Below are 25854 nucleotides of genomic sequence, written 5' to 3' on the forward strand. Positions count from 1 at the left end.
TTCAATCAAACTAAACTTTCTAACTTCAATTCAGTTTGGCTTCATCCCATGCTCGACTACGCCGCCCTCAACGCCCTGGCCGCCGTGGTGCGCGAAGGCAGCTTCGAGCGCGCAGCCCGCGCGCTGCACGTCACGCCCTCGGCGGTGTCGCAGCGCGTGAAGGCGCTCGAAGAACGCACCGGCGGCGCGCTGCTGGTGCGCGGCCAGCCCTGCGTCGCGACCGAGGCGGGGCTGCAGCTGTGCCGGCACGTCGAGCGCGTGGGCATGCTGGAACACGAACTGCACGAGGCCTTGCCCGCTCTCGGCATGGGCGGCGAGGCGGGCGAACGCGTCACGGTGCGGGTGGCGGTCAATGCCGACAGCCTCGCGACGTGGTTCATCGCCGCCGCAGCAGCCTTTGCGTCGCAGGAAGAAGGCGCCCTGCTCGACCTCACCGTCGACGACCAGGACCACACGGCCGAGCGGCTGCGCAGCGGCGCAGTGCTCGCTGCCGTGACCGCGCTGGCCCAGCCGGTGGCCGGCTGCAACAGCGAGGCGTTGGGCACGACGCACTACGTGGCGGCCGCGAGCCCCGGCTTCGTGCGGCGGTATTTCGAAAAAGGCGTGGGCGCCCGCACGCTGGCGAACGCGCCCAGCCTCGTGTTCGACCGCAAGGACCGCCTGCAGACGCGCTGGGTGCGCCGCATCTGCCATCGCAATGTCGAGACGCCCCGGCACTGGGTACCCTCGTCGACGGCGTTCGTCGACGCGGCGTGCGCGGGCATGGGCTGGGGCATGCATCCGGCCAGCATGGTGGCCGACGCGATACGGGAAGGAAGGCTGGTGGAGCTGGTGCCCGGCTCGACGCTGCCGGTGCCGCTCTACTGGCAGCAGGCGCGCGCGGCGCCGCAGTTGCTCAAGAAGCTGGGAGCGGCGGTGCGTGCCGCCGCCACCAGCGGGCCGCACGCACTGGCCTGACGGCCAGCCGGCGGGCCTACCTGCTTACTTGCCGCCCACCACCACCGTCACCATGCGTGCAGGCTGCAGCTTGCGCTCGAACGCGGCCTTGACTTCGGCCGCCGTGACCGCGTTCATGCGCGCGGTCCAGGTGTCGAGGTAGTCCAGCGGCAGGTCGTGCCAGGCGATGTTGGCGACATTGCCGATCAGCTTGCGGTTGCTGTCGAGCAGCAGCGGGAAACCGCCGATCAGGTTGTCCTTCGCGGCCTTCAGCTCGCTGGCGGTCGGGCCTTCGGCGACGAACTTCGCCAGCACCTCGCGCGACACCTTGATCGCCTGCTCGGCCTGGTCGGGCCGGGTCTGGAAGCCGATGCGGAACGCGCCCGCATCGAGCCCCGGCGCAAAGCCGCTGTAGATGCTGTAGGTCAGGCCGCGCTTCTCGCGCACTTCGTTGGTCAGGCGCGAGACGAAACCGCCGCCGCCGAGCACGTAGTTGCCGAGCGTGAGCGCGAAGTGGTCCGGGTCCTTGCGCGGGTAACCGGGCTGGCCGATGAAAACATGGGCCTGCGCCGAATCGAACGGAATGCGCTCGTCCTTCGGTGCCGTCAGCTCGGCCACCGGCGCGATCACCGGCAGCGCCGGGCAGCTCTCGGCGCTGGGCAGGCGCGACAGCAGCGCGGTGGCCATGGTCTCGGCCTCGGCACGGGTGACCGCGCCCACGATGCTGAGCTTGGCGCGGCACGGCAGCATCAACTGCTGGTAGCGCTGGCGCATGGTGGCCGTGTCGATGCGCGCGAGCGTGGCCTCGGTGACCTCCTGGCCATAGGGGTGCACGCCGTACACCGCCTGGCCGAACGCGCGGCCCGCGACGGTCGCGGGCTTGGTGTTGGCTTCCTTGATGGCGGCGTTGATGCGCTCACGCTCGCGCTGCCACACGTCGTCGGGAAAGGCCGGCTCACCGATCTCGCGCGAGGCCAGCGCCACCGCCTTGTTCAGCAGTGCCGGGTCGGACAGCGTGCGCAGCGAATAGCTGGTGCGGTCGGTGCCGGCGCTCACGTCGAAGCTGGCGCCCAGATCGGCCCAGGCTTCGCCCAGAGCGTTCTGGTCGAGCGCGGGCTCGCCGTTCTTGCCGGCGCGCACGCCCTTCTCGACCATGGCCGCCGTGGTGCTGGCCAGGCCCGCCTGCGGCGCGGGGTCGCGGCGGCTGCCGGCGTCGAAGTCGACCTGCACGTCGACGATCGGCAGCGCGTTGGTCGACACCAGGTAGATCTTGGCGCCGTTGGCCAGCGTCCAGTGCTGGATGGGCAGCGCGGCCTGCGCGCTGGTCATGCCGACGATGGCCGTCACGCCCGTGAACAGGGCGCACTGCGCTATCTTTTTAAGAATTTTCATGAGATCGGGACCTTTCAGCGCAGCTCGCCTGCGGGCGCCGCGAAGCCACGGCCCCGCTTGGGTTCGGGTGGCAGGGGACGCAGCGTGGCGACCGTGAGCTGGTCGTCGCCGAAATACTTGGCGGCCACGGCCTGCACCTGGGCGGCCGTGACGGATTGCAGCCGGGCGACGATGCGCTCGCTGGCGTCGAGCGGCAGGCCCTGAATCCAGTTGCTGCCGAGTTCGCGCGCCTGCGCCATGACCGAGTCGCGCTTGTAGGTTTCGCTCGCCACCCATTGGGTCTTGACGCGGGCCAGTTCGGCTTCGCCCACGCCGTCCTTGGCGACGCGCGCCACCTGGGCGCGCAGCGCGGCTTCGACCGCTTCGACGGTCTTGCCGGCGGCGGGCACGCCTTCGAGCATGAAGAGCTGCGGCCCGCGGCCGATGAAGCCCGAATAGGCACCGGCCGAGTCGGCGACGCGGTCGGGGCCCTGGGTGAGCGCGCGGTCCAGGCGCGCACCGGCGTAGCCGTCGAGCACGGCGGACAGCACCACCAGCGCCCAGGCGTCGCTGTTGGTGTCGTCGATGTTCGCGAGCTGCGGCACGCGGTAGGCCAGCGACACATACGCCTGCTCGGCCGGCGCCTTGAACTCGATGCGGCGGATGCCGCGCTGCGCGGGCTCGATGCGCGGCTTGCGCGTGGGCACCGCGCGCGAGGGAATGTGGCCGTAGTACTTCTCGGCCATCGCACGCACCTGGGCCACGTCGACGTCGCCGGCCACCACCAGCACGGCGTTGGCGGGCACGTACCAGCGCTTGAAGAACTCGCGCGCATCGTCGGGCGTCATGGCGTCCAGGTCGCTCATCCAGCCGACCACCGGGCGGTGGTAGGGCGAGGCGGTGAAGACGGCGGCGTTCTGCTGCTCGCCGAGCAGCGCGCGCGGCTGGTCTTCGGTGCGCAGGCGGCGCTCTTCCTTGACGACCTCGATCTCGCGCTTGAACTCGTCGTCGGGCCACTGGTTGTTGGCGAAGCGGTCCGATTCGAGCTTCATCACCGCCTCGAGGCTGCCGACCGGGATCTGCTGGTAGTAGCCGGTGTAGTCGCGCGTGGTGAAGGCGTTTTCCTGGCCACCGAGCTGCGCCACGCGGCGCGAGAACTCGCCGGGCTTGATGTCCTTGGTGCCCTTGAACATCATGTGTTCGAGCGCATGTGCCACGCCGGAGGTGCCGTCGACTTCGTCCATGGAACCGACGCGGACCCAGACCATCTGCACCGCGGTCGGCGCGCGCCGGTCGGGCTGGACGATCAGCGTCATGCCGTTCGCAAGCGTGAATTGCTGAGGGCCCGGCGCGGCCGCCGTGGCGGCGGATGATGCGGCGGGAGCCGGTGTGGACTGGGCCTGCGCAGGCATGGCCCAGGACGCCGAAAGCGCCACTGCCAGCACCGCACCAGACGCAGCACTGCGTGGCGAGAGGTGTTTCATAGAATGGGTCGGATTGTAAAAAGCTCCTGATGTTCAGTTTCTTCAAGAAAAAACCGCCTGCCGAAACCCCGGTCGCGCCGGCGCCCCCACCGCCAGCCGCCCCTGCACCTGCACCTGCCGCCGAGCCTGCGCCCGCGCGCTCGGTGTTCTCGCCTTCGAGCTGGTTCGGCACGAAGCCGGCGGCTGAAGCAGCGCCGTCGCCCGCGCCCACGCCTGCCCCGGCACCTGTCGAGCCGGCATCGCCGCCTCCGGTGGTGGCTGCACCGCCGGCACCCGCGCCCGTCGCCTCCCCGGCACCTACTCCGGCACCGGCCCCCGTTCCGGCGCCTGCCCCCACCTTCGTTCCGCCCCCTCCCCCCGCGCCAGCCCCGGTGCCCGCACCTGCGCCGGCGCCCGTTCCGGCACCCGTTGCCGTCCAGGCGCCTGCCGCACCCGAACGCAAGAGCTGGCTCGACAAGCTCAAGACCGGCCTGCGCAAGACCGGCACCGGCATCCAGGCCGTCTTCGTCAACGCGCAGATCGACGACGCGCTGTACGAAGAACTCGAATCGGCCCTGCTGATGGCCGACACCGGCGTCAAGGCCACCGAGTACCTGCTCGACGACCTGAAGGTTCGCGTCAAGCGCCAGATGGCCACCGATGCCGCACAGGTCAAGCTGCTGCTGGCCGATGCCGTCGCCGACCTGCTCAAGCCGCTCGAAAAGCCGCTCGTCATCGGCGAGTTCACGCCGACCGTGATCATGGTGGCCGGCGTCAACGGCGCGGGCAAGACCACCTCCATCGGCAAGCTCACCAAGCACCTGGCCACCGAAGGCGCCTCGGTGCTGCTGGCCGCGGCCGACACCTTCCGGGCGGCGGCGCGCGAGCAGCTGCTGGTCTGGGCCGACCGCAACACGGTCGAGATCGTGAGCAACGAAGGCGGCGACCCTTCCGCCGTGAGCTTCGATGCGGTGAACGCCGGCAAGGCGCGCGGCAAGGACGTGGTGCTGGTCGACACCGCCGGCCGCCTGCCCACGCAGCTGCACCTGATGGACGAGCTGAAGAAGATCAAGCGCGTCGTCACCAAGGCCGACGCCACCGCACCGCACGAAGTGCTGCTGGTGATCGACGGCAACACCGGGCAGAACGCGCTCGCGCAGGTCAAGGCCTTCGACGAAACGCTGGGCCTCACGGGCCTGATCGTGACCAAACTCGACGGCACGGCCAAGGGCGGCGTGCTGTGCGCCATCGCACGCGAGCGGCCGATTCCGGTGTACTTCATCGGCGTGGGCGAAAAACTCGAAGACCTCGAGACCTTCAACGCACGCGAATTCGCGCAGGCCCTGCTTGGATAAGAAAAGAAAACGGCCCCTGCTTGCGCCGGGGCCGTTCCTTGCTTTTTTATCGCTCCCTGTTCCCAGGCGTCACAGGTACCGGGCGCCTGAAACCTGATGAACCCGTCAGGGGCCGAATGGCCCCGTGGGCATGCACAGTGCCGGACCCGTGCAGTTGACCGGCTTGTAGTAGTAGATCTTCGAGACGCCACCCGCGCCGAGCTGCCCGACGAAGCCATAGCCGTTGGCACCCTGGGCATTGGCCTGTTGAAGAAGGTCCGCGATGGCGGGCTGCGGCGCCAGCGCCTCGTAGCTGAAGGTGGACGACTGCGAGGCGTCCCGGGCATAGATGTTCCCGTAGCTGTACGGCCCGCGGAAGCGGAAGCCGCGGCCGCCCTTTTCGTCGAGCTGGGCCAGGAACCCGGGCTCGTCGCTGGCGGCATCCGCCACTTCGTAGGTGAAGGTCGAATTGCCGAGCGAACTCTTCTCGAAGATGGCCTGCAACGCCGTGCCGAAGGAGTAGGCAGGCGCGACGTTGTAGAAGCCTTCCGACCCCTGCGCATTGCCGCGCGCGATGTAGCCGGCCCGATCGGCTGCAGCCGCTTCGAGCCTGTAGGTGAACGTGGCCGAGGTGTCGCTGTCCTTGCGGTACATGAAGAGGTTGCTGCCGCCGGCGCTCATCGTGCCGACCCAGCGGAATCCCCTGGCGCCGGCTGCGTTGGCGTCGTTCAGGAACGTGTTCGCATCGGTGGGTGCCGGCGTCAGTTCGTAGACATAGGTCGCATCGCCGGGCTTCACGTAGACGTTGGCGCTTCCCGGTGGCTGGTTGTTCGACAGCGGCGCCAGAAAGCGGAAGCCGCGCGCGCCCTCGGCGTTGAGGTCCGCGAGGAAGCCCGCGCGATCGCCGGCTGGCGGCAGCTGCTCGTACATGAACGTGCTGGTGGCCGGCGCGGGAGCAGGCGCGGGCGCCGGCGGTGCGGGTGGTGGCGGCGGGGGTGCAGGCGGCGGCGGCGCCACGGCGACGGGCGGGATGAAGCCACTGTTGCCACCACCGCCACCACAAGCCGCCAGAGCCATGGTCGCCGCCACTGCGGCAGCCACGGCTGCGAGTTTGAACTTCATCGAGAGAAACCTCCGGGTCGTTTTGTTTGAGGACAACGCGGGCGAAGGTAAGACGCGGGAAAGATGCTCGCCAGTGTCGAAAGTCACGACACCTGCAGGCTGCATCGAAGATGGGCGCGCAGTGAATACCAATGCCTTCAGGCATCGGCTGCGCAATGGCTAGCGGGCGCCGGCCACCTCGGCCATGGCCTGCAGCAGCACATCGGCAACGACCGGCTTGAAGAGCACCGGCACCTTCGATTCGCGCACACGCTGCAGGCGTTCGGGCGCGGTTTCGCCGGTGATCAGCAGCAAGGGCGTGGTAGTGCCCCGCCACTGGCTGAGGCGCAGGCCCGTATCGAGGCCATCGGCGCCGTCGGCCAGCCGGTAGTCGCACACCAGCAGGTCGAAGGGACGCCCTTCGCTGCCCGCCTGCCGCAGGGCCGCGACGGCGGCAGCTTCGTCGGCCACGGCGTGCGCGTCGATGGCATGCGAGCGCAGCAGGCCGGTCATGGCCTCGCGGATTTCCAGTTCGTCGTCGAGCAACAGCACGCGGCCCGGCAGTGCGGGGCGGCGACGCCATGGCGTGTCGGCGGCCGTCTGCGAAAGCGATCCGGCCAGCCTGCGGGCCTGCACATCGACGGCCGGCAGCACGACGCGAAAGTGCGTGCCCCGCCCCGGCCGCGAATGCATCTGCACCGGATGCCCGAGCAGGCGCGAGAGCCGCTGCACGATCGACAGGCCAATGCCCAGGCCCCTCGAACGGTCGCGGCCCGGATTGTCGATCTGATAGAACTCCTCGAAGATGCGGCTCGACTGCTCGGGCGCGATGCCGATGCCGCTGTCGCGCACCTCGATCCACACCGCGTCGCCGCGGTCGCGCGCCGTCACCGTCACGCCCCCGCGCGCGGTGTACTTGAGCGCGTTGTCCATCAGGTTGGACAGCATGCGGTGCAGTAGTTGCGGGTCGCTGCGCACCCACAGGCCGCTGGCGCGCACGCGCAGCTGCAGCTGCTTCTGTTCGGCGCGGGCCGCGAAGGTGTGGTTGAGCGGCAGGAAGAGCGCGTCGAGTTGCACGGGCTGCGGCGCCGGCGTGATCACACCGGCGTCCAGGCGCGACACGTCGAGCATGGTGTCGAGCGACGCACCCAGCGCATTCACCGCGCGCATCAGGCGCTCGGCGTTGCGGCTCTCGGGGCGGTCGCGCAGCTCGTTCTCGAGCGCGGCGCCGAACAGCGCGATGGCATGCAGCGGCTGGCGCAGGTCGTGGCTGGCAGTGCCGAGAAAGCGCGTCTTTTCTTCGCTTGCGCGCTCGGTGGCGGCGATCTGTTCGCCCAGCCGCGCGGCAAGCGCCTCGTTCTCGAAGCGCAGCAGGAGCGATTCGGTCAACAGCCTGTGCTGGCCGACGCCCGCGTGCAGGGTCAGCAACAGGTAGGCCGCGCTGGCGACCGCCAGAAAGAGATGCAGGCCGTCGCCCTGCCAGGCCAGCGCGGTGATCATGCCCAGCGACATGGGCATCGTGTAGCCGAACAGCGCCGCCTTCAGCGGCCACAGCGACTGCGCGGCCCGCGCGCAGCTGCCCACGATGACGGCCATCAGCAGCGAGGTCATGGGCAGGTTGTCGTGCGGCACGATGAGCCACGGCACCACGGCCGAGACCATGCTGACCAGCGTGACCATGCGCGAGATCTTCCGCGCCCAGTACGCGCTTTCGCGCGCGGGCCTGGAAGGGTTCCAGCGCGGCGTGAAGAACACGTAGATGTCGGCCATCAGCAGGCCCGCCATCCAGAACAGCAGGCTCGGCTCTTTCAGCTGCGAATAGATGATGGAGCCGAACACCACCACGAAAGCCATGTGGGTCAGCGTCGAGATGCCGTAGGTGCTGTAGACCGAGGCAACGTGCTCGCGCAGCACCCGCTGGCCGAGCACGGCGTCGGCGGACGGATCGTTCGGCGTCACGACCGGTCCGCTCAATGCAGGGTGCTGATCAACTGGGCGCGCGAGCGCATGCCGAACAGCAGCAGGATGGTCGAGACATGGTTCTTCACGGTGCCTTCGCTCAGGTTGGCAAGCTGGGCGATTTCCTTGTTGGCCTTGCCTTCGAGCACCCACTGCAGCACCTGCATCTGGCGCGGCGTGAGCTCCTGCCAGGCGCTGGCGTGGGCGAATTCCGCATAGCCGCTGAGCGACTTGGGCAGCGCCGGCGGCAGTTCCGCCGTGTCGGGATCGAGCAGGCCGCAGGCGCGGATGAAGCTCACCACTTCCTTCAGGTCGGCCGACTTGGGCAGGAACGCGGCGGCCCCGAGCGCGAGCACGCCCTGCGCCAGCGTGCTGCTGCCGGTGCCCGAAAGCACCACGATGCGCGCCGCCGGAAAGCGCCGGCGGAACTCGGCCACGCCGCTCAGGCCGTGCGTGTCGGGCAGCGCCAGGTCGAGCAGCACGAGGCCGATACTGGCCTGGTGGATTTCGTACAGGGCCAGCGCGTCGGCGACGTTGCCGGCCTCGAAGACCTCGATCCGGGCACCGGAGGACGTGGCCTGCGCCTGCACCAGCGCGCAGACGCCAAGGCGCAGCAGGTCGTGGTCGTCGACGACGAGGATCGCGTTCGCCGCGCGGGTGGGCGTGCCGCTCCCGGCAGCGGGAGGGACGGGCGTGGGGGAAGAGTCGTAGGGAGCCACGCGTTTGATCTTAGCGGCGCGACGGGCGGGCGACAGTGCCCTAAGTCACGACGGTGCGGCGGTGGTACCGCCCTTTGGCGCTCTCGGGCAGCGCTTGCCACGGCGCCTTGCAATGGGCACCATCGCCACCGTCACATGCATCGCGCCGCATCGAACGGTGAACCGGAGACCTGTCATGACGCACACCGCCGCCGCCCCGCTGGCTTCGAGCGACCGCAAGGTCGACCGCCTGCTCGCCCACTACGAGGAGAGCCACCGCAACCCGAGCAACGAGCTGATTCACTTCATCGCCATCCCGGCGATCATGCTGAGCATCGTCGGCCTACTGTTCGCGATCCACCCGTGGGTGGCCTACGTTTTCGTGGCGGCCAGCCTTGTCTACTACGCGCTGCTGCGCGCGCCGGCGTTCCTCGTGACCATGCTGGTGCTGACTGCGCTGGCCCTGGTGGTGGTGCATGCGATGGGCGGGCTGGTGCTGCCCGTGTCGGCGGCCATCTTCGTGGTGGCGTGGATCTTCCAGTTCATCGGGCACAAGCTCGAAGGCAAGAAGCCGTCGTTCTTCGAGGACCTGCAGTACCTCTGGGTCGGCCCGCTCTTCGTGCTGTCGAAGCTGTTCCTGAAGCTCGGCATCCGCTGGTAGCTTGCGCCGGCCGGCCCGAGACGTGCAATTCGCTCGATCACGGGGAAATGCATCGGTCACCCGATGGCGCTTGACGGTGCAGGCAGGCCGGGCCTGATGCGTCGGCGATGCACCACAAAAATGTGACTTAATGCAAAATCAAGCACTGCCTGCCGCCCGCCGGCAACTGAAACGGCCGAGCGGGGTCCTAGGGAAAAGGCGGCCAAGCGCCTCCCAAGCCTGAGGCTATCGCCGCGATAGAAACTCAAGGGAACCCTTGGTTTAGCACTCCCTCTAACCGAGTGCTAATATGGCCAACACTAAGGAGTTTCCCCTGATGACAACGCTGTCTGGAGTCTCTGCCAACCAGCTGGCCGTCGCCAATCCATGGTCGATGGTCCCCCCGCTGGGTAACCTGGATGCCTACATTTCGGCCGCCAACCGCCTGCCGCTGCTCACGCTCGAAGAAGAGCAGGGCTTCGCACGCAAGTTGCGCGACCAGAACGACCTCGACGCCGCCGGTGCGCTGATCCTGTCGCACCTGCGCCTCGTGGTCTCCATTTCCCGCCAGTACCTGGGCTACGGGCTGCCGCACGGCGACCTGATCCAGGAAGGCAACGTGGGCCTGATGAAGGCCGTGAAGCGTTTCGACCCCGACCAGGGCGTGCGGCTGGTGAGCTACGCCATGCACTGGATCAAGGCCGAGATCCACGAGTACATCCTGAAGAACTGGCGCATGGTCAAGGTCGCGACGACCAAGGCCCAGCGCAAGCTGTTCTTCAACCTGCGGTCCATGAAGCAGGGTTTCAAGGCCGACTCGGCCGCGGCCGACAACGGCACGCACCGCGAGACGCTGAGCCCCGACGAGGTGTCGCAGATGGCGACCCGGCTCAACGTCAAGCCTGAAGAAGTGCTCGAGATGGAAACCCGCCTGTCGGGCGGCGACGTGCTGCTCGATCCGGGTCCGTCGGACGACGGCGACGAAGGCTTCGGCCCGATCGCCTACCTGGCCGACGCCACGCAGGAGCCGACCGCCCTGCTCGAATCGCAGCAGCGTGATCGCCTGTCGAGCGACGGCATCGCCACCGCGCTCGAAGCGCTGGACGACCGCAGCCGCCGCATCGTGGAAGAACGCTGGCTCAAGGTCAACGACGACGGTTCGGGCGGCATGACGCTGCACGACTTGGCCGCCGTGTACGGCGTGAGCGCCGAGCGCATTCGCCAGATCGAAGTCGCTGCCATGAAGAAGATGAAGAAGGCACTCGCCGACTACGCATAAGCAACTGCTTTTGCCCTCTTCCTGAACGAGCCCGGCCGCAAGCCGGGCTTTTTCATTTGGAGAGCGTGCGCAGGGCACGCTTGGCGATGTAGCGGGTCTCGGCCGTGTCTGATTCCGCGACCCAGCGCACGCACAGCCTGTCGACCCACTCGCCCTGGGTCTTGCTGGCGTCGTTGAGCCAGTTGGCGACCGAGTTCTGCACGTAGCGGCTCGGGTCGGCGCGCAACGGCTCGATCAGCGGCAACGCGCGCCAAGGCTCAATCTTGAGTGCCTCGATCTGCGCGCACCACACGCCGCGCGGCCGCGTGAGTTCGCTGGCGAAGCGGCGGATGTTCGGATCGGTATCGAAGACCCATGGCTGCAGCAGCGCCAGCGCCTCGTCCAGCGAGGTGATGACCGCATCGCGCACCGCCATCCAGGCGATTTCGCGCACGCCGAAGTGCGGGTCGGCGGCAAAGCGGCGCACCGCCTCCAGTTGCGCCGGCAACGACAGGCCCGAGAGCGTGACCCACTGCGCAGCCCAGCAGCGCGCGACATCGCTCGCATGCGTGGCCAGCCTGTGGGCAACGGCGTCACGCTCGGCGTGCAGGGCCGTCAGGTCATAGAGCGCGCGTGCGATATGGCTGTGCCGCTGCATCGGCTTGAAGGCACCGAGCATGGCCAGCGTGTCGACCAGCCGCTCGCTCGCTGCGTCGAGGCCGATGTGCCCCGCCACGCTGCGCGCGAGCTGCGGCAGCTCCAGCGCCAAAAATTCGTTGAGGTTGACGGTTTCGAGCAGGCCGTCGTTGAGGGCACGCAGCACCTCGGGCGGAATGAGCGCGATGCGGAAGGCGCCCTTGCGCCCTTTCAGATGATCGACCGAACCGGCCACGGCCACTGCGGCGTCCATGTGCAACGGGCCTTTCAGGACGCGAGCAATGCCTTCACGTCCGCCACCATGGTCGGCACGCCCGCGCCATAGCGCGCATACAGCCGCAGCCGGCCCTGTGTGTCGTAGACGTAGCTGGCGGCCGAGTGGTCCATCGAGTAGCTGGTCGGCGTCTTGCCGTCGACCTTCTTGTAATAGACCTTGAAGTCCTTCGCGACTGCGGCGAGTTCCTCGGGCGTGGGAATGAGCGCCACGAAGCTCGGGTCGAACGCGCCCATGTAGGCCTTCAGCACCTCGGGCGTGTCGCGCGCCGGATCGACGGTGAGAAACAGCACCTGCAGCTTGTCGCCGTCCTTGCCGAGCTGCTGCTTGACCTGCGCCATCTCGGTCATGGTGGTCGGGCACACGTCGGGGCATTGCGCGTAGCCGAAGAACAGCACGACGACCTTGCCCTTGAAGTCGGCCAGGGTGCGGACCTTGCCGTCGGCATCCTTCAGCGAGAAGCCCTTGGCGTAGTCGGCCCCGGTGATGTCGACGGCATTGAAGTTCTGCTTGGTCTCGCCACAGGCCGAGAGCCCCACGCCCACAGCCGCCACGCCCACGCTGGCGGCAATCAGTTTGAGAGCGTTTCGCTTGTTCATGGGAGCAGTGTTCAATTCAGTGGAGGTAATGGTCGACGAGCAGCGCGAGGAACAGCACGCTCAGGTGGATCAGCGAAAACCGGAAGGTCTTGCGCGCCAGCGTGTCGGAGTAGTTGCGCCAGAGCGCGAAGGCATAGCCGGTAAAGCCCACGCTGACGACGACGGCGACCGCAAGGTACAGCCAGCCGCTCATGCCGTAGATGAAGGGCATGAGGCAGGCCGCGAACAAAATGAAGGTGTACAGCAGCACCTGCAGCCGCGTGAACTCGTTGCCGTGCGTGACGGGCAGCATCGGCAGGCCGGCCTTGCGGTAGTCCTCGACGCGGTAGAGCGCCAGTGCCCAGAAGTGCGGCGGCGTCCACAGGAAGATGATGAGAAACAGAATCAGCGCCTCGGGGCCGACATCGCCCGTCATCGCGGCCCAGCCAAGCACCGGCGGCATCGCGCCAGAAGCACCGCCGATCACGATGTTCTGCGGCGTCAGCGGCTTGAGGATCACCGTGTAGATCACCGCGTAGCCGACGAAGGTGGCGAACGTGAGCCACATGGTGAGCGGATTGACCGTGAACCACAGCAGCGCCGAGCCGACCGCACACAGCAGCGCCGAGAACAGCAGCGCCTGCATGTCGCTGAGCTGGCCGCGCGCCGTGGGGCGCCAGGCGGTGCGCTTCATCTTCGCGTCGATGCCCTTTTCGACCAGGCAGTTGAACGCCGCCGCCGCACCCGCTACCAGCCAGATGCCGATGCAGGCCAGCACGCCGCGCTGCACATCGGCCCACGAAGGCAGCCCGGGGACGGCCAGCACCATGCCGATCAGCGCGCAGAACACGATCAGCTGCACCACGCGCGGCTTGGTCAGCGCGTAGAACTGGCGCAGCACGTTCACGGTGCTGGTGTGCTGAACGGGGATCGGGGTGCTCACGCGGTGGCTTTCTTCGGGTTGGGGGTCGCGCGTGCATTGTCGTCGGCACGCAGGGCCACGGTGGATGCCGCTTCACGGCGGCTTTCGCACAGCGCCCAGGTCAGCACCACGGCGAGCGCCGCGGCGCCGCCGGTGTGCAGCACGGCGGCGGCCAGTGGCCAGCCGAGCAGCACGTTGCCCAGGCCCGTGGCGAGTTGCAGGAGTGCGAGCCCGGCGAGCCAGCGCGCCTGCGGGCGCAGCGGCTCGATGCGGCGCATGCGCCACGCCAGCACGCCGAGCGCCACGAACACCGCATAGGCCATCAGCCGGTGCGCATAGTGAATGGCCGTGAGCGCGGAAAAGTCGAGCGGCTGGCCATCGCCGGTCACGCCCAGGTGGCGCCAGATCTCGAAGCCCTGCGCGAAATTCATCGGCGGCCACCAGCTGTTCTGGCAGGTCGGGAATTGCGTGCAAGCGAGCACCGCATAGTTGGTGCTGACCCAGCCGCCCAGGGCGATCTGCAGTACGAGCAGGACGGTGGTTGCAATCAATCCGTTGCACAGCGCGGGCGACACGGCCGTGGGCAGCCGCTGCATTGCGCTCTGCTTGTAGCGCACCGCCTGGATGCACAGCAGGGCCAGCAACACGATGGCGCCCATCAAATGCGTGGTGACGATGGCCGGGAACAGTTTCCAGGTGACGGTCAGCGCGCCGAATGCGCCCTGCAGGCTCACGCCCACAAGCGTCGCCGTCGGCCACCAGGGGTTCAACACGGCTTGTGCGATGGAAGGTGGAGGCTGCGGTGCGTTTCCGGCCTTGGGCCCGATCGAAGGCCACCAGCGCACCAGCCACGTGGCCACGGCCAGCACAAGGATCAAGACGCCGACACCCGTCGCCAGGTAGCGATGAACCATCTCGACCCACGCCTTGCCGTGCGTGACAGGGCCGGTCGGCTGCGCGCTCTGCGCCATCGCGATCTCGTGCCGCGCCCCGTGCGGGCTGGCATTGCCATAGCAGCCGGGCCAGTCGGGGCAGCCCAGACCGGAGTCGGTGAGCCGGGTGAAGGCGCCGAACAGCGTGAGGTCGAAGGTGAGGAACAGCGTGAGCACAGTCAGCGCATGCAGCCGCCGCGCCGGGCCCGCACCCGCGTTGCGCCGCCAGACCCACAGCAACGGGCCGAGCGCGATCAGCACGCCCGCGGCCATGAGCCACGCGATCGGCGTGAGGTCGTAGAGCGAGCTCGTCGTGTCCATGCGGTGCTGCTTGCGTGCCTGTCTATCTGTCTGCCGGCCTGTCAGCGGTCCGGCTTGTCCCACGAGGCCGAGGCGCGCAGCAGGCGGTCGATGTCGCGCTTGGCGCGGCTCGCGCCCGCGGCGTCCATGCGGGCCGGGAAACGCATCATCCAGTTGCCCATCGGGTCGATCACGAAGAGGTGCTCGGCAAGGCTGTGGCCGGACGCCGGTGCCAGCCACTTGGCCAGCTGGTCGGCCGGCACGCGCAGCACGGTCGCGCCATGCAGGCCGTTGTTCAGGCGCTCGGGCACGGGCGCGGTGTCGCTCACGAGCCAGACGCGGTCCATGCGGTCTTTTTCGCGGCCCAGGCTTTCGCGCAGCTGCCGCTGCAGGTACAGCTGCTGCTCGCACAGCGCATCGCAGGCCGCATCGGCCACCGCGACCAGCAGCCACTGGCCCTTGAGCGTGGCGATGTCGACCGGCGCGCCGTTGCGATCGGTGGCGATCAGCTTCGGCAGTTCGCGCTGCGGGTCGATCAGCTCGCCGTACACGCTGCGGCCTTCGGGCCGGATCACGTAGTAGGTGAAGTACGAGGCGATGACGGGTGCCGCGCACATCAGCATCACGGCGACCATCTTACAGCGCCCGCTCACCGTGCGGCGCCCCTCCGCACCGTCGAGCGCCTGGCTGGGCGACGGCATCGAATGCACCGTCAGGCCCAGCGGCTCGTCAGAAGCGGCCATCGCGTGCGCGGCGCCTTGAACGGCGGAAGGGGGTGATGAATTGGAACCAGACATAGAGGATGACGACGAGGGCCGAGAGGCCGAACCACTGGAATGCATAACCGTAGTGCCTCTCCAAGCCCAGCGCCGGGGCCGGCCAGTCGCGCTGCAGGCCCTCGGAGGCCGGCCCGGTCTGCTGCAGCGACACATCGGTTCGCAGCGGCAGCTTGGTCTCGGCACGGAAGGCCTCCAAGTCGAGATTTTGCCGGATGGACGAAGCCCCTTCGGCGGCTGGTGCCGAGGCTGCCCCGGCGGGTGCCGACGCAGCGGTCGCTGGTGCCGGTGCCGATGCCGGCGTTCCCAGTTCGAGCAGATGGCTCGGCGGCGGCTCGATCAGGCCGGTGACCTCGACGATGCCCGCCGGCGTCTCGACCTCGCCCAGCTTCGTGCGGTCGACGAAATTGCGCTGCACCCAGCCGCGCTGCACCATCACCGCCTGTTCGCTGCCTTCGAGGGCGAACGGCGTCAGCACATAGAAGCCGGGCACGCCGTGCATCTGGCGGTTGTCCAGGTAGACGGTCTGCGTCGGCAGCCACAGGCCGCGCAGGCGCACCGGTCGGTGCAGCGCGTCGGAAGCCTTTTCGAGCGCGAGGAATTCGGCCTGGGCCAGCGCAGGCTTCTGCTTCTGGGCGTCGATGTCGGCCTGCAGCGCTTCTTTTTGCGCGGCGCGCGACAGCTGCCAGCGGCCGAGCGAAACAGTAGCGGCCAGCGTCAGCACGGCCGCGATGGTGATGAGCCAGAAACGGCCAGGGCGGCGGCGTTCTTCGGGGTACAGGGGTTCAGGAGTCACTGGAGAGAAAGGGGCGTGCGGCCGATAATGCGGGTCATGAAATATTTCGTCGCCCTCGTGTTCGTGGGCATCTTCGCGAGCCTCGCTTTTGCACTGTTCTTCATGCTGAAGGACGGTCGCAACGGGCGCGCCAAGAGCGGCGGCATGGCGCGCGCGCTCACCGTTCGGATCGGCCTCTCGGTGTTTTTGTTCCTCTGCATGCTGCTCGCCTGGAAACTCGGCTACATCCAGCCCACCGGGCTCCCGCTCGGCAAGTAGGTGGTGCTCGTTCCAGGAGAACCATGAAAAAGGCGCCTTGCGGCGCCTTTTTTGTGGAATGCCGAGAGGTTCGTCGCTCAAAGCCAATAGACCAGCATGTAAAGGCCGAGCCAGACCACGTCCACGAAGTGCCAGTACCAGGCCGCGCCCTCGAAGCCGAAGTGGCGCTCGGGCGTGAAGTGGCCCTTCTGCAGCCGCAGCGTGATGAACAGCAGCATCAGCATGCCGATGAACACGTGCAGGCCGTGGAAGCCGGTCAGCATGAAGAAGGTCGAGCCGTAGGTGCCCGAGCTGAGCTTGAGGTTCAGCTCGGTGTACAGGTGGTGGTATTCATAACCCTGCACGCCCAGGAAGAGGATACCCAGCAGCACGGTGAGCCACATGAAGCGGATCGTCTGTGCACGATGGCCCGCACGCAATGCGTGGTGGGCAATGGTGAGCGTCACGCCCGAGCTGAGCAACAGCGCGGTGTTGATCGTGGGCAGCCAGAACGGGCCGACCGTCTGGAAGGGCTCGACGATGCCGGCGGGCGAGCCGGTAGCGCCGGCGGCCACGCTGGGCCACACGGCCTTGAAGTCGGGCCAGAGGATCGCGTTGTCCAGGCTGCCGAGCGTCGGCAGCGCGTGGGTGCGTGCCCACCACAGCGCCGTGAAGAAGGCGCCGAAGAACATCACTTCGGAGAAGATGAACCAGCTCATGCTCCAGCGGAACGAGAGGTCGACCTTGTGGCCGTACTGCCCGCCTTCGCTCTCGCCAATGGCAGCGCGGAACCACACGAAGAGCGTGCCGAGCCAGATCACCATGCCGGCCAGCAGGGACCACGAGCCCCATGCGTGCCCGTTGATCCATTGCGCGGCGCCGAGGATGACGAAGAACAGGCCGGTCGCGGCCATGACCGGATAGGCCGATGGTCCGGGCACGAAGTAGTAGGGCGTGGTGCCGTGGGTGGTTGAACTCATATCAGCTCCTGGCTTTCTTTCTTCTCTCGATTCAATGGATTCTGGTTGTCGTGGGCATCTTCGTCATCAGGCCGCCACCACATAGCGCACCAGCAGCACCAGCCCCACCACGAAGACGATCACGGCCGCGAATGCCACCGCAATGATGTGCAGCGGATTCAGCTTGCCCAAGTCTTCCTGGTAGGCGCTGTTCTTGCGAACGCCGAAGAACGACCAACCCACTGCCTTCACCGTGTCCCACAGCGAAGCCTTCGGCTTGCGCGAAGGATCGGCCGTCACGAGCGCGGCTCATTCGCTGCATTCGAAACAGCCGCCACCGGCGCTGGCGGCGTCTTGCCGCCCACCTCGAAGAAGGTGTACGACAGGGTGATGGTCTTCACGTCCTTGGAAATCTTGGGGTCGATCACGAACGCGACCGGCCACTGCTTCTTCTCGCCCGGATCGAGCGTGTACTGGTTGAAGCAGAAGCACTCGAGCTTGTTGAAGTACGGCGCGGCTTGCTGCGGCGCGTAGCTCGGGATGGCCTGCGCGGCCATGCGGCGGTTCTGCACGTTCTGGAACTCGTACATCACTGTGTTGAGCTGGCCCGGATGCACTTCGATGGTCCGCTCCGCGGGCTTGAAGTCCCAGAGGCCGCCGCGCACGTTCGAGTCGAATTCGACCGTGATGGTGCGGCTCATGTCGACCTGCGTGTTGTCGGGCAGGCGCACGTTCTTGCCGCCGCTGGCGCCGCCGGGCACCTCGAGCTCGGAGAGCGCGAGGATGTTGATGCCCGTCATCTCGCAGATGGCGCGGTACATCGGCACCAGCGCATAACCGAAGGCGAACATGCCGCAGGCCACGACGGCCAGCTTGCCGACCATGCGGACATTGGCGCGCCGGATGCGTTGACCGAGACTCATGCTGCTGCTCCCGTTCGGTTGCCGGCGGTCAGCGACCGCCGAAGAAGGCCATGCGGACAATGAAACCGATGAAGAAGATCACCGCGATGGAGGCCAGCGTGAGCCCCATGCGCCGATTGTTCTTTCTTTGCTCAGGCGTGGTCATCGTTGTCGTGCGGTCGCGTGGCTTGTTGCTGGCTGCCGATCGATCAACCGATCACCTTGGTGGCGGTGATGTCGAGCTTGGGCGGGTTCTCGAAGGTATGGAACGGTGCGGGCGAAGGCACTTCCCATTCGAGGCCTTCGGCGCCTTCCCATGGCTTTTGTGGAGCCTTCTCGCCCTTGCCGCGCATGGTCGGCAGCACGACGAACAGGAAGAAGTAGACCTGCGCGAAACCGAAGAAGAAGGCACCGACCGACGCCACGGCGTTGAAGTCGGCAAACTGCATCGGGTAGTCGGCATAGCGTCGCGGCATGCCGGCCAGGCCCAGGAAGTGCATCGGGAAGAAGGTGACGTTGAACGAGATCAGCGACCACCAGAAGTGCACCTTGCCGCGCGTTTCGTTGTACATCACGCCGGTCCACTTGGGCACCCAGTAGTAGAAGCCCGAGAACATGGCGAACAGCGAGCCGGCCACCAGCACGTAGTGGAAGTGGGCCACCACGTAATACGTGTCCTGCAGCTGCGTGTCGATGGGAGCGACCGCGAGGATCAGGCCGGTGAAACCGCCCATCGTGAACACGAAGATGAAGCCGACCGCGAACAGCATGGGCGTCTCGAAGGTCATCGAGCCCTGCCACATGGTCGCGATCCAGTTGAAGATCTTCACGGCCGTGGGCACCGCGATCAGCATGGTCGCGTACATGAAGAACAGCTGGCCGGTGAGCGGCATGCCGGTCGTGAACATGTGGTGAGCCCACACGATGAACGACAGGATGGCAATCGACGAGGTGGCGTACACCATCGAGGCATAGCCGAAGAGCTTCTTGCGGGCGAAGGCCGGCACCACCTGGCTGATGATGCCGAAGGCCGGCAAGATCATGATGTACACCTCGGGGTGGCCGAAGAACCAGAAGATGTGCTGGTACATCACCGGGTCGCCGCCGCCGGCGGGGTTGAAGAAGCTGGTGCCGAAATGGCGGTCGGTCAGCGTCATCGTGATGGCGCCTGCGAGCACGGGCATCACGGCGATCAGCAGGTAGGCGGTGATGAGCCAGGTCCAGCAGAACATCGGCATCTTCATCAGCGTCATGCCGGGGGCGCGCATGTTGAGGATGGTCACGATGATGTTGATCGAGCCCATGATCGACGAAGCGCCCATGATGTGCATCGCGAAGATGCCGGCGTCCATCGAGGGGCCCATCTGCAGCGTGAGCGGCGCGTAGAGCGTCCAGCCCGCGGCGGGTGCGCCACCGGGCATGAAGAACGAACCGACCAGCATCAGCGCCGCGGGAATCAGCAGCCAGAAGCTGAAGTTGTTCATGCGCGCGAAGGCCATGTCGGAGGCACCCACCTGCAACGGGATCATCCAGTTCGCGAAGCCCACGAAGGCCGGCATGATGGCGCCGAACACCATGATCAGGCCGTGCATGGTGGTGAACTGGTTGAACAGCTCGGGGTTCACCAATTGCAGGCCGGGCTGGAACAGCTCGGCGCGGATCAGCAGGGCCAGGATGCCGCCCACCATCAGCATCGTGAAGCTGAACAGCAGGTAGAGCGTGCCGATGTCCTTGTGGTTGGTCGCGAACACCCAGCGGCGCCAGCCGGTGGGCGCGTGGTGATCGTGATGCTCGTCGTGTGCGTGGTCGCCGGGGACTGCGTGACCGTGGGGGTCGAGGACTGCACTCATTTCGTTGTTCCTTGCAATTTCTTCTTCGCGGGGCGCTGCCGGGTCACTTGCCACGCAGGGCCAGCACTTCGGCCGGCTGCACCAGCTGGCCCGTCTTGTTCGACCAGCTGTTCTTGGTGTAGGTGGCCACTGCCGCGAGGTCGGTGTCGCTCAGTTGTTTCCAGGAAGGCATCGCGCCGTTGTTCTGGCCGTTGAGCAGCACATGCAGCTGCACCGAGTGATCGGCGTCGAGCACCTTCGGATCGCCGTCGAGTGCCTTGATCGGGCCCGCGCCCTTGCCGTTGGCCTGGTGGCAGGCGGCGCAGTTGGCGGCGTAGACCTTCTCGCCGCGAACCAGCATGTCGGGCAGCGTCCAGACCTTGGTCGGGTCGTCGAGCTTGGCGGCGGCGATCTTGCGCTGGTCGGCCACCCAGGCGGTGTAGTCGGCGGCCGAGACCACCTTCACCTGGATCGGCATGAAGGCGTGTTCCTTGCCGCACAGCTCCTGGCACTGGCCGTAGTAGGTGCCGATGGTCTCGGCACGGAACCAGGTGTCGCGCACGAAGCCGGGAATCGCGTCTTGCTTGAGGCCCAGCTGCGGCACGGCGAACGCGTGGATCACGTCGTTGGCGGTGGTGATGATGCGGATCTTCTTGTTGACCGGCACGACCAGCGGGTAGTCGACCTTGAGCAGGTAGTCGTCGGGCATCGCGCCCTTGGCGCCGGCATCGGACATGGCGCGCTGCGAGCTGTCGAGCGTGGAGATGAAGGCCAGGCCCTCGCCTTCGCCGTTCAGGTAGTCGTAGCCCCACTTCCACTGGTAGCCCGTGGTCTTGATCGTGAGGTCGGCGTTGGTGGTGTCCTTCTGGGCCACCAGCACCTTGGTGGCGGGCAGCGCCATGACGATCACGATGAGGAAGGGCACGATGGTCCAGATGACCTCGACCACCACCGACTCATGGAAGTTGGCCGCCTTGTGGCCGACCGACTTGCGGTGCTTCCAGATCGAATAGAACATGACCGCGAACACGGCGACGAAGATGACCGTGCACAGAATCATCATGATCGTGTGGAGCAGATGCTGCTCCTGCGCGATCTTGGTCACACCGACCGGAAGATTCAACTGGCGCACCGAAGGGCCGCCGGGCAGATCGTTGACTGCGTGCGCCGCGCTGCTGAAAGCCGCGCCGGCCGCCAGCAACAGATTCGCCGGCCTGTACTTATTGCGCCAAATGCTCTTCATCGTGTTCACGTTTCTTCAATTTTTTCGACAAACCCAACCGTGCAGCACTGCGCGAGCCCCCTCAGGCGCCACGCAACGCCATGCGAATCTCGCGGGCCAACGCGGCACGCAACTCCGGGCGTACATAGCGCCCCACCCTGACTGATCGACCCTGTCCCGAGACCTCGATCAGCGAGCGATCGCCGGTCTGCGGTTCGATCCGCACCTGGTGCGGAAGAAATTCCGTGCGTTCGTAGTGCCCTCCGTTCTCGAGCTCCACGACGAGTCGTCCACCCTGCAACGCGATCTTTTCGCCGTCGGTCGCGTGCCGTGCGTAGACCATGAACGCAAACCCGACCGCGGCCAGTTCGAGCCAGGCAAATGGCAGCACCAGCGGCGCACCGTGCAGCCAGAACAGGGTGCCGATGCCGAGCGATACCACGCACAGCGAGGCGTAGAGCCAGCCCAGCTGGCTCGGCGTCACCGAGCAGTTCCGCTTCAGGAACCAGTGGATGCTCTGGCCTGAAACGGTGGCAAATCGAAACACGGAATTCGACACGGGCGAGTTCAGCAAATCGGTGCGTCGATGGCTGCCAAAACCTCTCGTACAACCCTCGTACAAACAGGATCCGACACCCCTCGATCGCGGGACAATACCCGCGAGTTTCACGCAACGGCGGATTGTAGCGGGTAGATACCTGCGCCCGAGTGCCCTGTGGGACGCCTACGGGTCACTACTAGTAGGCAAGAAACAGCCTGTGCGTCAGGCGTTTTTGCCGCACAAATCAACAGACGATCACGCGCCCGGACGGCCTCGTTGCAGCATCGATCGCATCTCACGCAACGACACCGCGCTTTCGGCCGACAACGACACGCGCGGCGTCGGCTTGAAGGCATGGCCATAGATGACCTCGAAGGTCAGCGCGATGTGGCCGTCGTTGCCCTCGGCGGGCGCCAGTTCAGGCAGCGCCTTCTTCAGCGACTGGTGCCAGGCCTTGCCGCGCACCGCACCGAAACGCGCCGGATGCAGGTTGCGCCCCAGCGTGCGCAGCTCGGCCAGTGCCGCCTCGGGCGTGGCCCAGGTCAGCACGATGCGCTCCATGTCCATCACCGGCTCGGCAAAGCCGGCGTGCACCAGCATGTCGCCCCAGTCGTGCATGTCGGTGTATTCGTGGCCGGCGGCGGGCCAGCCCAGCCGGGCATGCAGCGCGCGCAGCTCGCGGACCGTGTCGGGCCCGAGGCAGGAAAACATCAGGAAGCCGTCGGTTGCGACCAGCCGGTGCCACTGCGAGATCAGCGCCTCGGGGTCGGCCGCCATGTGCAGCGACATGTTGGCCCAGAGCAGATCGACGCCGTCTTCCGGCGGCGCATCGAAGCGCGCCTTGCCGCCTTGCCAGCGGCGCGCGCTCCACCAGGGCGCGGCCAGCGCCTCGCTGGTCGCGGTGGCCAACGCCGGCTCGGGCTCGATCACGAAAGAGGCGGCATCGCGATAACGCTTGGCGACCAGTTCATGCGCCTCGAGCCCGCCGCGCAACGGCGCCCAGTCGGCCCAGGTGCGGGGCTGGGCCTTGATCCATTGCAGCCGGTCTTCCATCCGGCGGCCGATTTCCTCGTGCAGCCAGGGCGAGCCCTCGGCGGGCGGCAGCCGACGCCAGCGCGCAGCCGCCGTGGGGTCGATGGTCGGCGGTCTTCTTGCGGGGTCGGTGGCCATGGGGCCGTGAGTATATTGAGCCCATGCTCAGCCATCGAACCCTGAGGCCTTTCACCTCGCTGCTCGCCCGGCTGCCCAGCCAGTGCGAGGTCTGCCACGCCTGGCCCTCGCAGCCCGTCTGCGATGCCTGCGTGGCGCGCTTCGCCCCGCCGGTGGCGCGTTGCGGCGCCTGCGCCCTGCCGGTGCCCGAGGGCGTGGCCCGATGCGGCGAATGTCTGCGTCACCCGCCGCCGCTGGACGCCTGCCTGGCCGCCTGCACCTACGCGTGGCCCTGGCCCGACTGCATCGCCCGCTTCAAGTTCAACGGCGACGCGGGCTGGGCCGGTCCGCTCGCCACGCTGCTGCGCAGCGCGCCCTGGGTGGAGCCCGCGCTGGAGCAATGCGACATCGTCCTGCCGATGCCGCTGGCACCCGGCCGGCTGCGCGAGCGCGGCTTCAACCAGGCCCACGAGCTGGCGCGGCGCCTGTCGCCCGCCAAGACCGATGCGACCCTGCTGCTGCGCACGCGCGAGACGCTGGCCCAGAGCGGCCTGGCGCGCGCCGAGCGCCTGCGCAACCTGCGCGGCGCCTTTGCCGTGGAGCCCCTGCGCGCGGACAAGGTACGCGGCCGGCGCATCGTGCTGGTCGACGACGTGATGACCAGCGGCGCATCGCTCTTCTCGGCCGCCGAAGCCCTGCGGCTGGCCGGTGCGGCCCACATCACGGCCATCGCGCTGGCCCGCACCGACCCGCCGCACTGACAAGCCGTGGATCACGGCCTCGGCCCACCGACAATCGGCGCATGTTCCATATCGTCCTGGTCCACCCCGAAATTCCGCCGAACACCGGCAACGTGATCCGGCTGGCCGCCAACACCGGTTGCACCCTGCACCTGGTCGAACCACTCGGCTTTTCGATGGACGACCGCCTGCTGCGCCGCGCCGGGCTCGACTATCACGAATACGCCGAGGTCAAGCGCCACGCAGACTGGCAGGCACTGTGCGACACCGAAGCACCGCCCGCCGACCGCATGTTCGCCCTCACCACGCGGGGCACGCGCGCCGTGCACGATGTGCGCTTCCAGCCCGGCGACTGGTTGGTCTTCGGCTCGGAGACCAGCGGCCTGCCTCCGGCGGTACGCGATGGTTTCGCCGAACCGCAGCGCCTGCGGCTGCCGATGCGCGAGGGCCAGCGCAGCCTGAATCTCTCGAACGCCGTGGCGGTGACGGTGTTCGAAGCCTGGCGCCAGAACGGCTTCGGCTGACACAAAGAAACAAAGAAGCCGCCCCTTGCGGCGACCGGGGCACATCCGATCGACAAGGCACGCCGTATGGAAGACATGCAGGCACACGATGCGATCAGCGCATCGGGTCCGGCATCCGGCCTCTCAACGCTTCAGCCCAAGGAGTTCCACATGAACGCCAAGTCGATTGCCCTCGCAACCTTCACCACCCTCGCCCTCAGCACGGGCGCCCAGGCCTTCCAGGGTGAACAGAATCCGCTGCCGCCCGCGCCCTTCCAGTCGACGCTCTCGCGTGCCCAAGTGGAGGCCGATGCGCGCCAACCGCTGCAGATCAGCAATGGCGGCACCGGCGTGGCCCGCGCGACCGCAGGTAATGTCGATCGCGCCGCCGTGCGCACCGGGGCGCTCGGCATCACGCGTGCCGGCGCAGCCACCTACGGCGACGTGACCGATCGCCGGATGTAGGAACGTTCGGAGAAAGCGCTCGCCGCCTCAGGGGTAGCGCCGCGCCACCGACTCGGCCACGCAGGCCGGCTTGGTGGCACCTTCGAGCTCGATGGTGGTTTCCCAGGTCATCTGGAAGCCATCGTCGGCAATCGGTTCAGAACTCAGCAGCTTCATGCGCGCCCGCAGCCGCTTGCCCACCGGCACCGGCGACATGAAGCGCACCCGGTTCATGCCGTAGTTCACGCCCATGCGCGACTCGACCACCTCGATGGCGGCCTCGAAGAAGCGCGGCAGCAGCGACAGCGTCAGAAAGCCATGGGCGATCGGTGCGCCGAAGGGGCCGGCCTTGGCCCGCTCGACATCGACATGGATCCACTGGTGGTCGCCCGTCGCCTCGGCGAACTGATTGACCTGCTCCTGCGTGATGGTGATCCAGTCGCTCACGGCGACTTCCTGGCCGACGCAGGCGGAGAGATCCTGAAGGGTCTGGAATGTCTTTTTTGTCATGCGGGGCATTCTGGTGCCAAGGGTGTCCGGCCGGCTGTCGGACTTGCGACAACCGGGGTCAGGGAAAACAGCAAGCTTGCGGGCGCCGCCGGGCCGCCCCAAGACGACCGCGCCTCCCCCACGGAGGGTGGCGAATTACACGCAGCGAAGCGGAGTGAAAAGCCGGGGGGCCTCAGTTCTCGAGCCAGTCGCAGATCGGCTGCCACTGCTCCAGGTCGCGCTGGACGCGGCCCGGCGCGATGTCGAACAGCGTGAGCCCGCGCGCCGCCAGCTGCACGTAGTTCTGGGTGTCGCGCAGCTCGCCCAGCACCGGCACGCCGAGTCCGGCGATGAATTCGTTCAGCCGGTCGGCCGCCAGGGTGCGCGCATTCACGCGCATGCCCACGAGGCCGATCTTCGTTTTCTCGGCCTTGCGCTGCTCCAGCAGGCGGTCGAGAAAATCGCGGGTGGCATAGATGTCGAAGATGCTCGGCTGCAGCGGCACGATCACCCGGTCGGCCAGCGCCAGCACTTCCTTGAAGCGCCAGCCATGCAGGCCGGCCGGCGTGTCGAGCACTGCGTGGGTGGTACCGCGCGGCGGTCGCACCACGGTGCTTTCGCCCGTCGCCTCCCAGGTGGAAATGGGCCGCGCCATCGGCGGGCGCAGGCCCAGCCAGAGCCGCGAAGACTGCTGGCGATCCACGTCGCCCAGCATCACGGCATGGCCGCGGCTTGCAAAGTAACCCGCGATGTTCGTCGCGATCGTCGACTTGCCAACGCCACCCTTGGGGTTGGCGACCAGAACCACCGGCATGGGGATCTCCTCCAGAGCTGGGACTGCCGG

The 25854-nt window shown here is 67.3% G+C and carries 29 protein-coding genes; 8 read left to right on the forward strand and 21 right to left on the reverse strand.

Annotated features, from left to right (window positions below; translation table 11 throughout):
- Positions 1–48 precede the first annotated feature (48 nt).
- Positions 49–957: a LysR family transcriptional regulator ArgP gene (locus BLQ28_RS31885; protein ID WP_093247346.1), complete on the forward strand. Its 909-nt coding sequence runs from the start codon at positions 49–51 to the stop codon at positions 955–957.
- A gap of 24 nt (positions 958–981) precedes the next feature.
- Here the strand turns inward: BLQ28_RS31885 and BLQ28_RS31890 are convergent, their stop codons facing one another.
- Together BLQ28_RS31890 and BLQ28_RS31895 are read right to left on the reverse strand one after the other, a co-directional pair.
- Positions 982–2328 carry a M16 family metallopeptidase gene (locus BLQ28_RS31890; protein WP_093247347.1) on the reverse strand — a complete coding sequence of 449 codons (1347 nt, stop codon included), beginning with the start codon at positions 2326–2328 and terminating at the stop codon, positions 982–984.
- Positions 2329–2342: 14 nt separating this feature from the next.
- Entirely contained in the window at positions 2343–3791 is a 1449-nt protein-coding gene (locus tag BLQ28_RS31895) for a M16 family metallopeptidase (protein ID WP_093247348.1), read from the reverse strand.
- A 29-nt stretch (positions 3792–3820) separates the two neighbouring features.
- On the opposite strand from BLQ28_RS31895, the gene ftsY reads away from it, so the two are divergent.
- On the forward strand, positions 3821–5125 hold the full coding sequence (gene ftsY, locus BLQ28_RS31900) for a signal recognition particle-docking protein FtsY (RefSeq protein ID WP_176801288.1): 1305 nt from the start codon (positions 3821–3823) through the stop codon (positions 5123–5125).
- A gap of 105 nt (positions 5126–5230) precedes the next feature.
- Here ftsY and BLQ28_RS31905 read toward each other — a convergent pair whose 3' ends face one another.
- The 3 genes from BLQ28_RS31905 to BLQ28_RS31915 form a co-directional block, all read right to left on the reverse strand.
- Positions 5231–6226 (reverse strand): hypothetical protein, encoded by a 996-nt coding sequence (locus tag BLQ28_RS31905; RefSeq protein WP_093247350.1) that lies wholly within the window; start codon positions 6224–6226, stop codon positions 5231–5233.
- Positions 6227–6385: 159 nt separating this feature from the next.
- Entirely contained in the window at positions 6386–8179 is a 1794-nt protein-coding gene (locus tag BLQ28_RS31910) for a hybrid sensor histidine kinase/response regulator (protein ID WP_256327536.1), read from the reverse strand.
- The gene (locus BLQ28_RS31915; RefSeq protein WP_093247352.1) at positions 8176–8883 is read right to left on the reverse strand and encodes a response regulator transcription factor; all 708 of its coding nucleotides are present in this window, start codon (positions 8881–8883) and stop codon (positions 8176–8178) included. Before BLQ28_RS31915 ends, BLQ28_RS31910 begins: the two co-directional genes overlap by 4 nt.
- Positions 8884–9058: 175 nt before the next feature.
- Here BLQ28_RS31915 and BLQ28_RS31920 point away from each other — a divergent pair, with 175 nt between their 5' ends.
- Together BLQ28_RS31920 and rpoH are read left to right on the forward strand one after the other, a co-directional pair.
- Positions 9059–9523 (forward strand): Mpo1 family 2-hydroxy fatty acid dioxygenase, encoded by a 465-nt coding sequence (locus BLQ28_RS31920; protein ID WP_093247353.1) that lies wholly within the window; start codon positions 9059–9061, stop codon positions 9521–9523.
- A gap of 316 nt (positions 9524–9839) precedes the next feature.
- Positions 9840–10781, forward strand: a complete 942-nt coding sequence (gene rpoH / locus BLQ28_RS31925; protein ID WP_093247354.1) for an RNA polymerase sigma factor RpoH — start codon at positions 9840–9842, stop codon at positions 10779–10781.
- Positions 10782–10833: 52 nt separating this feature from the next.
- Here the strand turns inward: rpoH and BLQ28_RS31930 are convergent, their stop codons facing one another.
- Genes BLQ28_RS31930 through BLQ28_RS31955 form a run of 6 tightly spaced genes read right to left on the reverse strand, consistent with a single transcriptional unit; the run spans position 10834 to position 15995 of the window.
- Complete coding sequence (locus BLQ28_RS31930; RefSeq protein WP_093247355.1) at positions 10834–11670, reverse strand: DNA alkylation repair protein; 837 nt, start codon at positions 11668–11670, stop codon at positions 10834–10836.
- Between the two features lie 14 nt (positions 11671–11684).
- Complete coding sequence (locus BLQ28_RS31935) at positions 11685–12290, reverse strand: SCO family protein (RefSeq protein ID WP_093247356.1); 606 nt, start codon at positions 12288–12290, stop codon at positions 11685–11687.
- A gap of 16 nt (positions 12291–12306) precedes the next feature.
- Positions 12307–13212, reverse strand: a complete 906-nt coding sequence (cyoE, locus tag BLQ28_RS31940) for a heme o synthase (RefSeq protein ID WP_093247357.1) — start codon at positions 13210–13212, stop codon at positions 12307–12309.
- Positions 13209–14444, reverse strand: coding sequence for a COX15/CtaA family protein (locus BLQ28_RS31945; RefSeq protein WP_093247358.1), 1236 nt, complete (start codon positions 14442–14444; stop codon positions 13209–13211). Before BLQ28_RS31945 ends, cyoE begins: the two co-directional genes overlap by 4 nt.
- Before the next feature lie 41 nt (positions 14445–14485).
- Positions 14486–15166, reverse strand: a complete 681-nt coding sequence (locus BLQ28_RS31950; RefSeq protein ID WP_093247359.1) for a hypothetical protein — start codon at positions 15164–15166, stop codon at positions 14486–14488.
- Entirely contained in the window at positions 15153–15995 is an 843-nt protein-coding gene (locus BLQ28_RS31955) for an SURF1 family protein (protein ID WP_093247360.1), read from the reverse strand. Before BLQ28_RS31955 ends, BLQ28_RS31950 begins: the two co-directional genes overlap by 14 nt.
- A gap of 27 nt (positions 15996–16022) precedes the next feature.
- Between BLQ28_RS31955 and BLQ28_RS31960 the strand changes: the two genes are divergently transcribed.
- Positions 16023–16253, forward strand: a complete 231-nt coding sequence (locus BLQ28_RS31960; RefSeq protein ID WP_093247361.1) for a twin transmembrane helix small protein — start codon at positions 16023–16025, stop codon at positions 16251–16253.
- A 77-nt stretch (positions 16254–16330) separates the two neighbouring features.
- On the opposite strand, the gene BLQ28_RS31965 is transcribed toward BLQ28_RS31960, so the two are convergent.
- From BLQ28_RS31965 to BLQ28_RS31995, 8 genes are all read right to left on the reverse strand, one after another.
- Positions 16331–17212 (reverse strand): cytochrome c oxidase subunit 3, encoded by an 882-nt coding sequence (locus tag BLQ28_RS31965; protein ID WP_093247362.1) that lies wholly within the window; start codon positions 17210–17212, stop codon positions 16331–16333.
- Positions 17213–17278: 66 nt separating this feature from the next.
- A complete protein-coding gene (locus BLQ28_RS31970) occupies positions 17279–17491 on the reverse strand; it encodes a DUF2970 domain-containing protein (protein ID WP_093247363.1) in 213 nt (70 codons plus the stop codon).
- Positions 17488–18114 (reverse strand): cytochrome c oxidase assembly protein, encoded by a 627-nt coding sequence (locus tag BLQ28_RS31975; RefSeq protein WP_093247364.1) that lies wholly within the window; start codon positions 18112–18114, stop codon positions 17488–17490. Before BLQ28_RS31975 ends, BLQ28_RS31970 begins: the two co-directional genes overlap by 4 nt.
- 28 nt (positions 18115–18142) lie before the next feature.
- Positions 18143–18259: a cytochrome oxidase small assembly protein gene (locus BLQ28_RS33175; RefSeq protein WP_218121973.1), complete on the reverse strand. Its 117-nt coding sequence runs from the start codon at positions 18257–18259 to the stop codon at positions 18143–18145.
- A 43-nt stretch (positions 18260–18302) separates the two neighbouring features.
- Entirely contained in the window at positions 18303–19943 is a 1641-nt protein-coding gene (ctaD, locus tag BLQ28_RS31980) for a cytochrome c oxidase subunit I (RefSeq protein WP_093247365.1), read from the reverse strand.
- A 43-nt stretch (positions 19944–19986) separates the two neighbouring features.
- Positions 19987–21165: a cytochrome c oxidase subunit II gene (coxB, locus tag BLQ28_RS31985; RefSeq protein WP_093247366.1), complete on the reverse strand. Its 1179-nt coding sequence runs from the start codon at positions 21163–21165 to the stop codon at positions 19987–19989.
- 61 nt (positions 21166–21226) lie between these two features.
- Positions 21227–21703 carry a DUF2244 domain-containing protein gene (locus tag BLQ28_RS31990; RefSeq protein WP_093247401.1) on the reverse strand — a complete coding sequence of 159 codons (477 nt, stop codon included), beginning with the start codon at positions 21701–21703 and terminating at the stop codon, positions 21227–21229.
- 237 nt (positions 21704–21940) lie between these two features.
- Positions 21941–22855 (reverse strand): class I SAM-dependent methyltransferase, encoded by a 915-nt coding sequence (locus BLQ28_RS31995; protein WP_093247367.1) that lies wholly within the window; start codon positions 22853–22855, stop codon positions 21941–21943.
- A 23-nt stretch (positions 22856–22878) separates the two neighbouring features.
- On the opposite strand from BLQ28_RS31995, the gene BLQ28_RS32000 reads away from it, so the two are divergent.
- The 3 genes from BLQ28_RS32000 (at position 22879) to BLQ28_RS32010 (ending at position 24542) form a co-directional block, all read left to right on the forward strand.
- Positions 22879–23595 (forward strand): ComF family protein, encoded by a 717-nt coding sequence (locus BLQ28_RS32000; protein ID WP_093247368.1) that lies wholly within the window; start codon positions 22879–22881, stop codon positions 23593–23595.
- Between the two features lie 41 nt (positions 23596–23636).
- Positions 23637–24098 carry a tRNA (uridine(34)/cytosine(34)/5-carboxymethylaminomethyluridine(34)-2'-O)-methyltransferase TrmL gene (gene trmL, locus BLQ28_RS32005; protein WP_093247369.1) on the forward strand — a complete coding sequence of 154 codons (462 nt, stop codon included), beginning with the start codon at positions 23637–23639 and terminating at the stop codon, positions 24096–24098.
- A gap of 66 nt (positions 24099–24164) precedes the next feature.
- Entirely contained in the window at positions 24165–24542 is a 378-nt protein-coding gene (locus BLQ28_RS32010) for a DUF4148 domain-containing protein (protein ID WP_256327537.1), read from the forward strand.
- 27 nt (positions 24543–24569) lie between these two features.
- Here the strand turns inward: BLQ28_RS32010 and BLQ28_RS32015 are convergent, their stop codons facing one another.
- Positions 24570–25040 carry a MaoC family dehydratase gene (locus BLQ28_RS32015; protein ID WP_093247370.1) on the reverse strand — a complete coding sequence of 157 codons (471 nt, stop codon included), beginning with the start codon at positions 25038–25040 and terminating at the stop codon, positions 24570–24572.
- Positions 25041–25203: 163 nt separating this feature from the next.
- Positions 25204–25824: a ParA family protein gene (locus tag BLQ28_RS32020; protein ID WP_093247371.1), complete on the reverse strand. Its 621-nt coding sequence runs from the start codon at positions 25822–25824 to the stop codon at positions 25204–25206.
- Between the last annotated feature and the right edge of the window lie 30 nt (positions 25825–25854).

The organism is Variovorax sp. EL159, from assembly GCF_900100965.1.
Lineage (GTDB): Bacteria > Pseudomonadota > Gammaproteobacteria > Burkholderiales > Burkholderiaceae_C > Variovorax.

Bases quoted from the DNA above. Each gene is read 5' to 3' on its own strand.
- BLQ28_RS32000 (WP_093247368.1), top strand. From the start codon at position 22,879: ATGCTCAGCCATCGAACCCTGAGGCCTTTCACCTCGCTGCTCGCCCGG.
- BLQ28_RS31945 (WP_093247358.1), bottom strand. From the start codon at position 14,444: ATGGACACGACGAGCTCGCTCTACGACCTCACGCCGATCGCGTGGCTC.
- BLQ28_RS31905 (WP_093247350.1), bottom strand. From the start codon at position 6,226: ATGAAGTTCAAACTCGCAGCCGTGGCTGCCGCAGTGGCGGCGACCATG.
- BLQ28_RS32010 (WP_256327537.1), top strand. From the start codon at position 24,165: ATGGAAGACATGCAGGCACACGATGCGATCAGCGCATCGGGTCCGGCA.
- ctaD (WP_093247365.1), bottom strand. From the start codon at position 19,943: ATGAGTGCAGTCCTCGACCCCCACGGTCACGCAGTCCCCGGCGACCAC.
- BLQ28_RS31960 (WP_093247361.1), top strand. From the start codon at position 16,023: ATGCGGGTCATGAAATATTTCGTCGCCCTCGTGTTCGTGGGCATCTTC.
- BLQ28_RS31930 (WP_093247355.1), bottom strand. From the start codon at position 11,670: ATGGACGCCGCAGTGGCCGTGGCCGGTTCGGTCGATCATCTGAAAGGG.
- BLQ28_RS31885 (WP_093247346.1), top strand. From the start codon at position 49: ATGCTCGACTACGCCGCCCTCAACGCCCTGGCCGCCGTGGTGCGCGAA.
- BLQ28_RS32015 (WP_093247370.1), bottom strand. From the start codon at position 25,040: ATGCCCCGCATGACAAAAAAGACATTCCAGACCCTTCAGGATCTCTCC.
- ftsY (WP_176801288.1), top strand. From the start codon at position 3,821: ATGTTCAGTTTCTTCAAGAAAAAACCGCCTGCCGAAACCCCGGTCGCG.
- BLQ28_RS31950 (WP_093247359.1), bottom strand. From the start codon at position 15,166: ATGGCCGCTTCTGACGAGCCGCTGGGCCTGACGGTGCATTCGATGCCG.
- BLQ28_RS31890 (WP_093247347.1), bottom strand. From the start codon at position 2,328: ATGAAAATTCTTAAAAAGATAGCGCAGTGCGCCCTGTTCACGGGCGTG.
- BLQ28_RS33175 (WP_218121973.1), bottom strand. From the start codon at position 18,259: ATGACCACGCCTGAGCAAAGAAAGAACAATCGGCGCATGGGGCTCACG.
- trmL (WP_093247369.1), top strand. From the start codon at position 23,637: ATGTTCCATATCGTCCTGGTCCACCCCGAAATTCCGCCGAACACCGGC.
- BLQ28_RS32020 (WP_093247371.1), bottom strand. From the start codon at position 25,824: ATGCCGGTGGTTCTGGTCGCCAACCCCAAGGGTGGCGTTGGCAAGTCG.
- BLQ28_RS31895 (WP_093247348.1), bottom strand. From the start codon at position 3,791: ATGAAACACCTCTCGCCACGCAGTGCTGCGTCTGGTGCGGTGCTGGCA.
- BLQ28_RS31920 (WP_093247353.1), top strand. From the start codon at position 9,059: ATGACGCACACCGCCGCCGCCCCGCTGGCTTCGAGCGACCGCAAGGTC.
- coxB (WP_093247366.1), bottom strand. From the start codon at position 21,165: ATGAAGAGCATTTGGCGCAATAAGTACAGGCCGGCGAATCTGTTGCTG.
- rpoH (WP_093247354.1), top strand. From the start codon at position 9,840: ATGACAACGCTGTCTGGAGTCTCTGCCAACCAGCTGGCCGTCGCCAAT.
- BLQ28_RS31935 (WP_093247356.1), bottom strand. From the start codon at position 12,290: ATGAACAAGCGAAACGCTCTCAAACTGATTGCCGCCAGCGTGGGCGTG.
- BLQ28_RS31995 (WP_093247367.1), bottom strand. From the start codon at position 22,855: ATGGCCACCGACCCCGCAAGAAGACCGCCGACCATCGACCCCACGGCG.
- BLQ28_RS31975 (WP_093247364.1), bottom strand. From the start codon at position 18,114: ATGAGTCTCGGTCAACGCATCCGGCGCGCCAATGTCCGCATGGTCGGC.
- BLQ28_RS31965 (WP_093247362.1), bottom strand. From the start codon at position 17,212: ATGAGTTCAACCACCCACGGCACCACGCCCTACTACTTCGTGCCCGGA.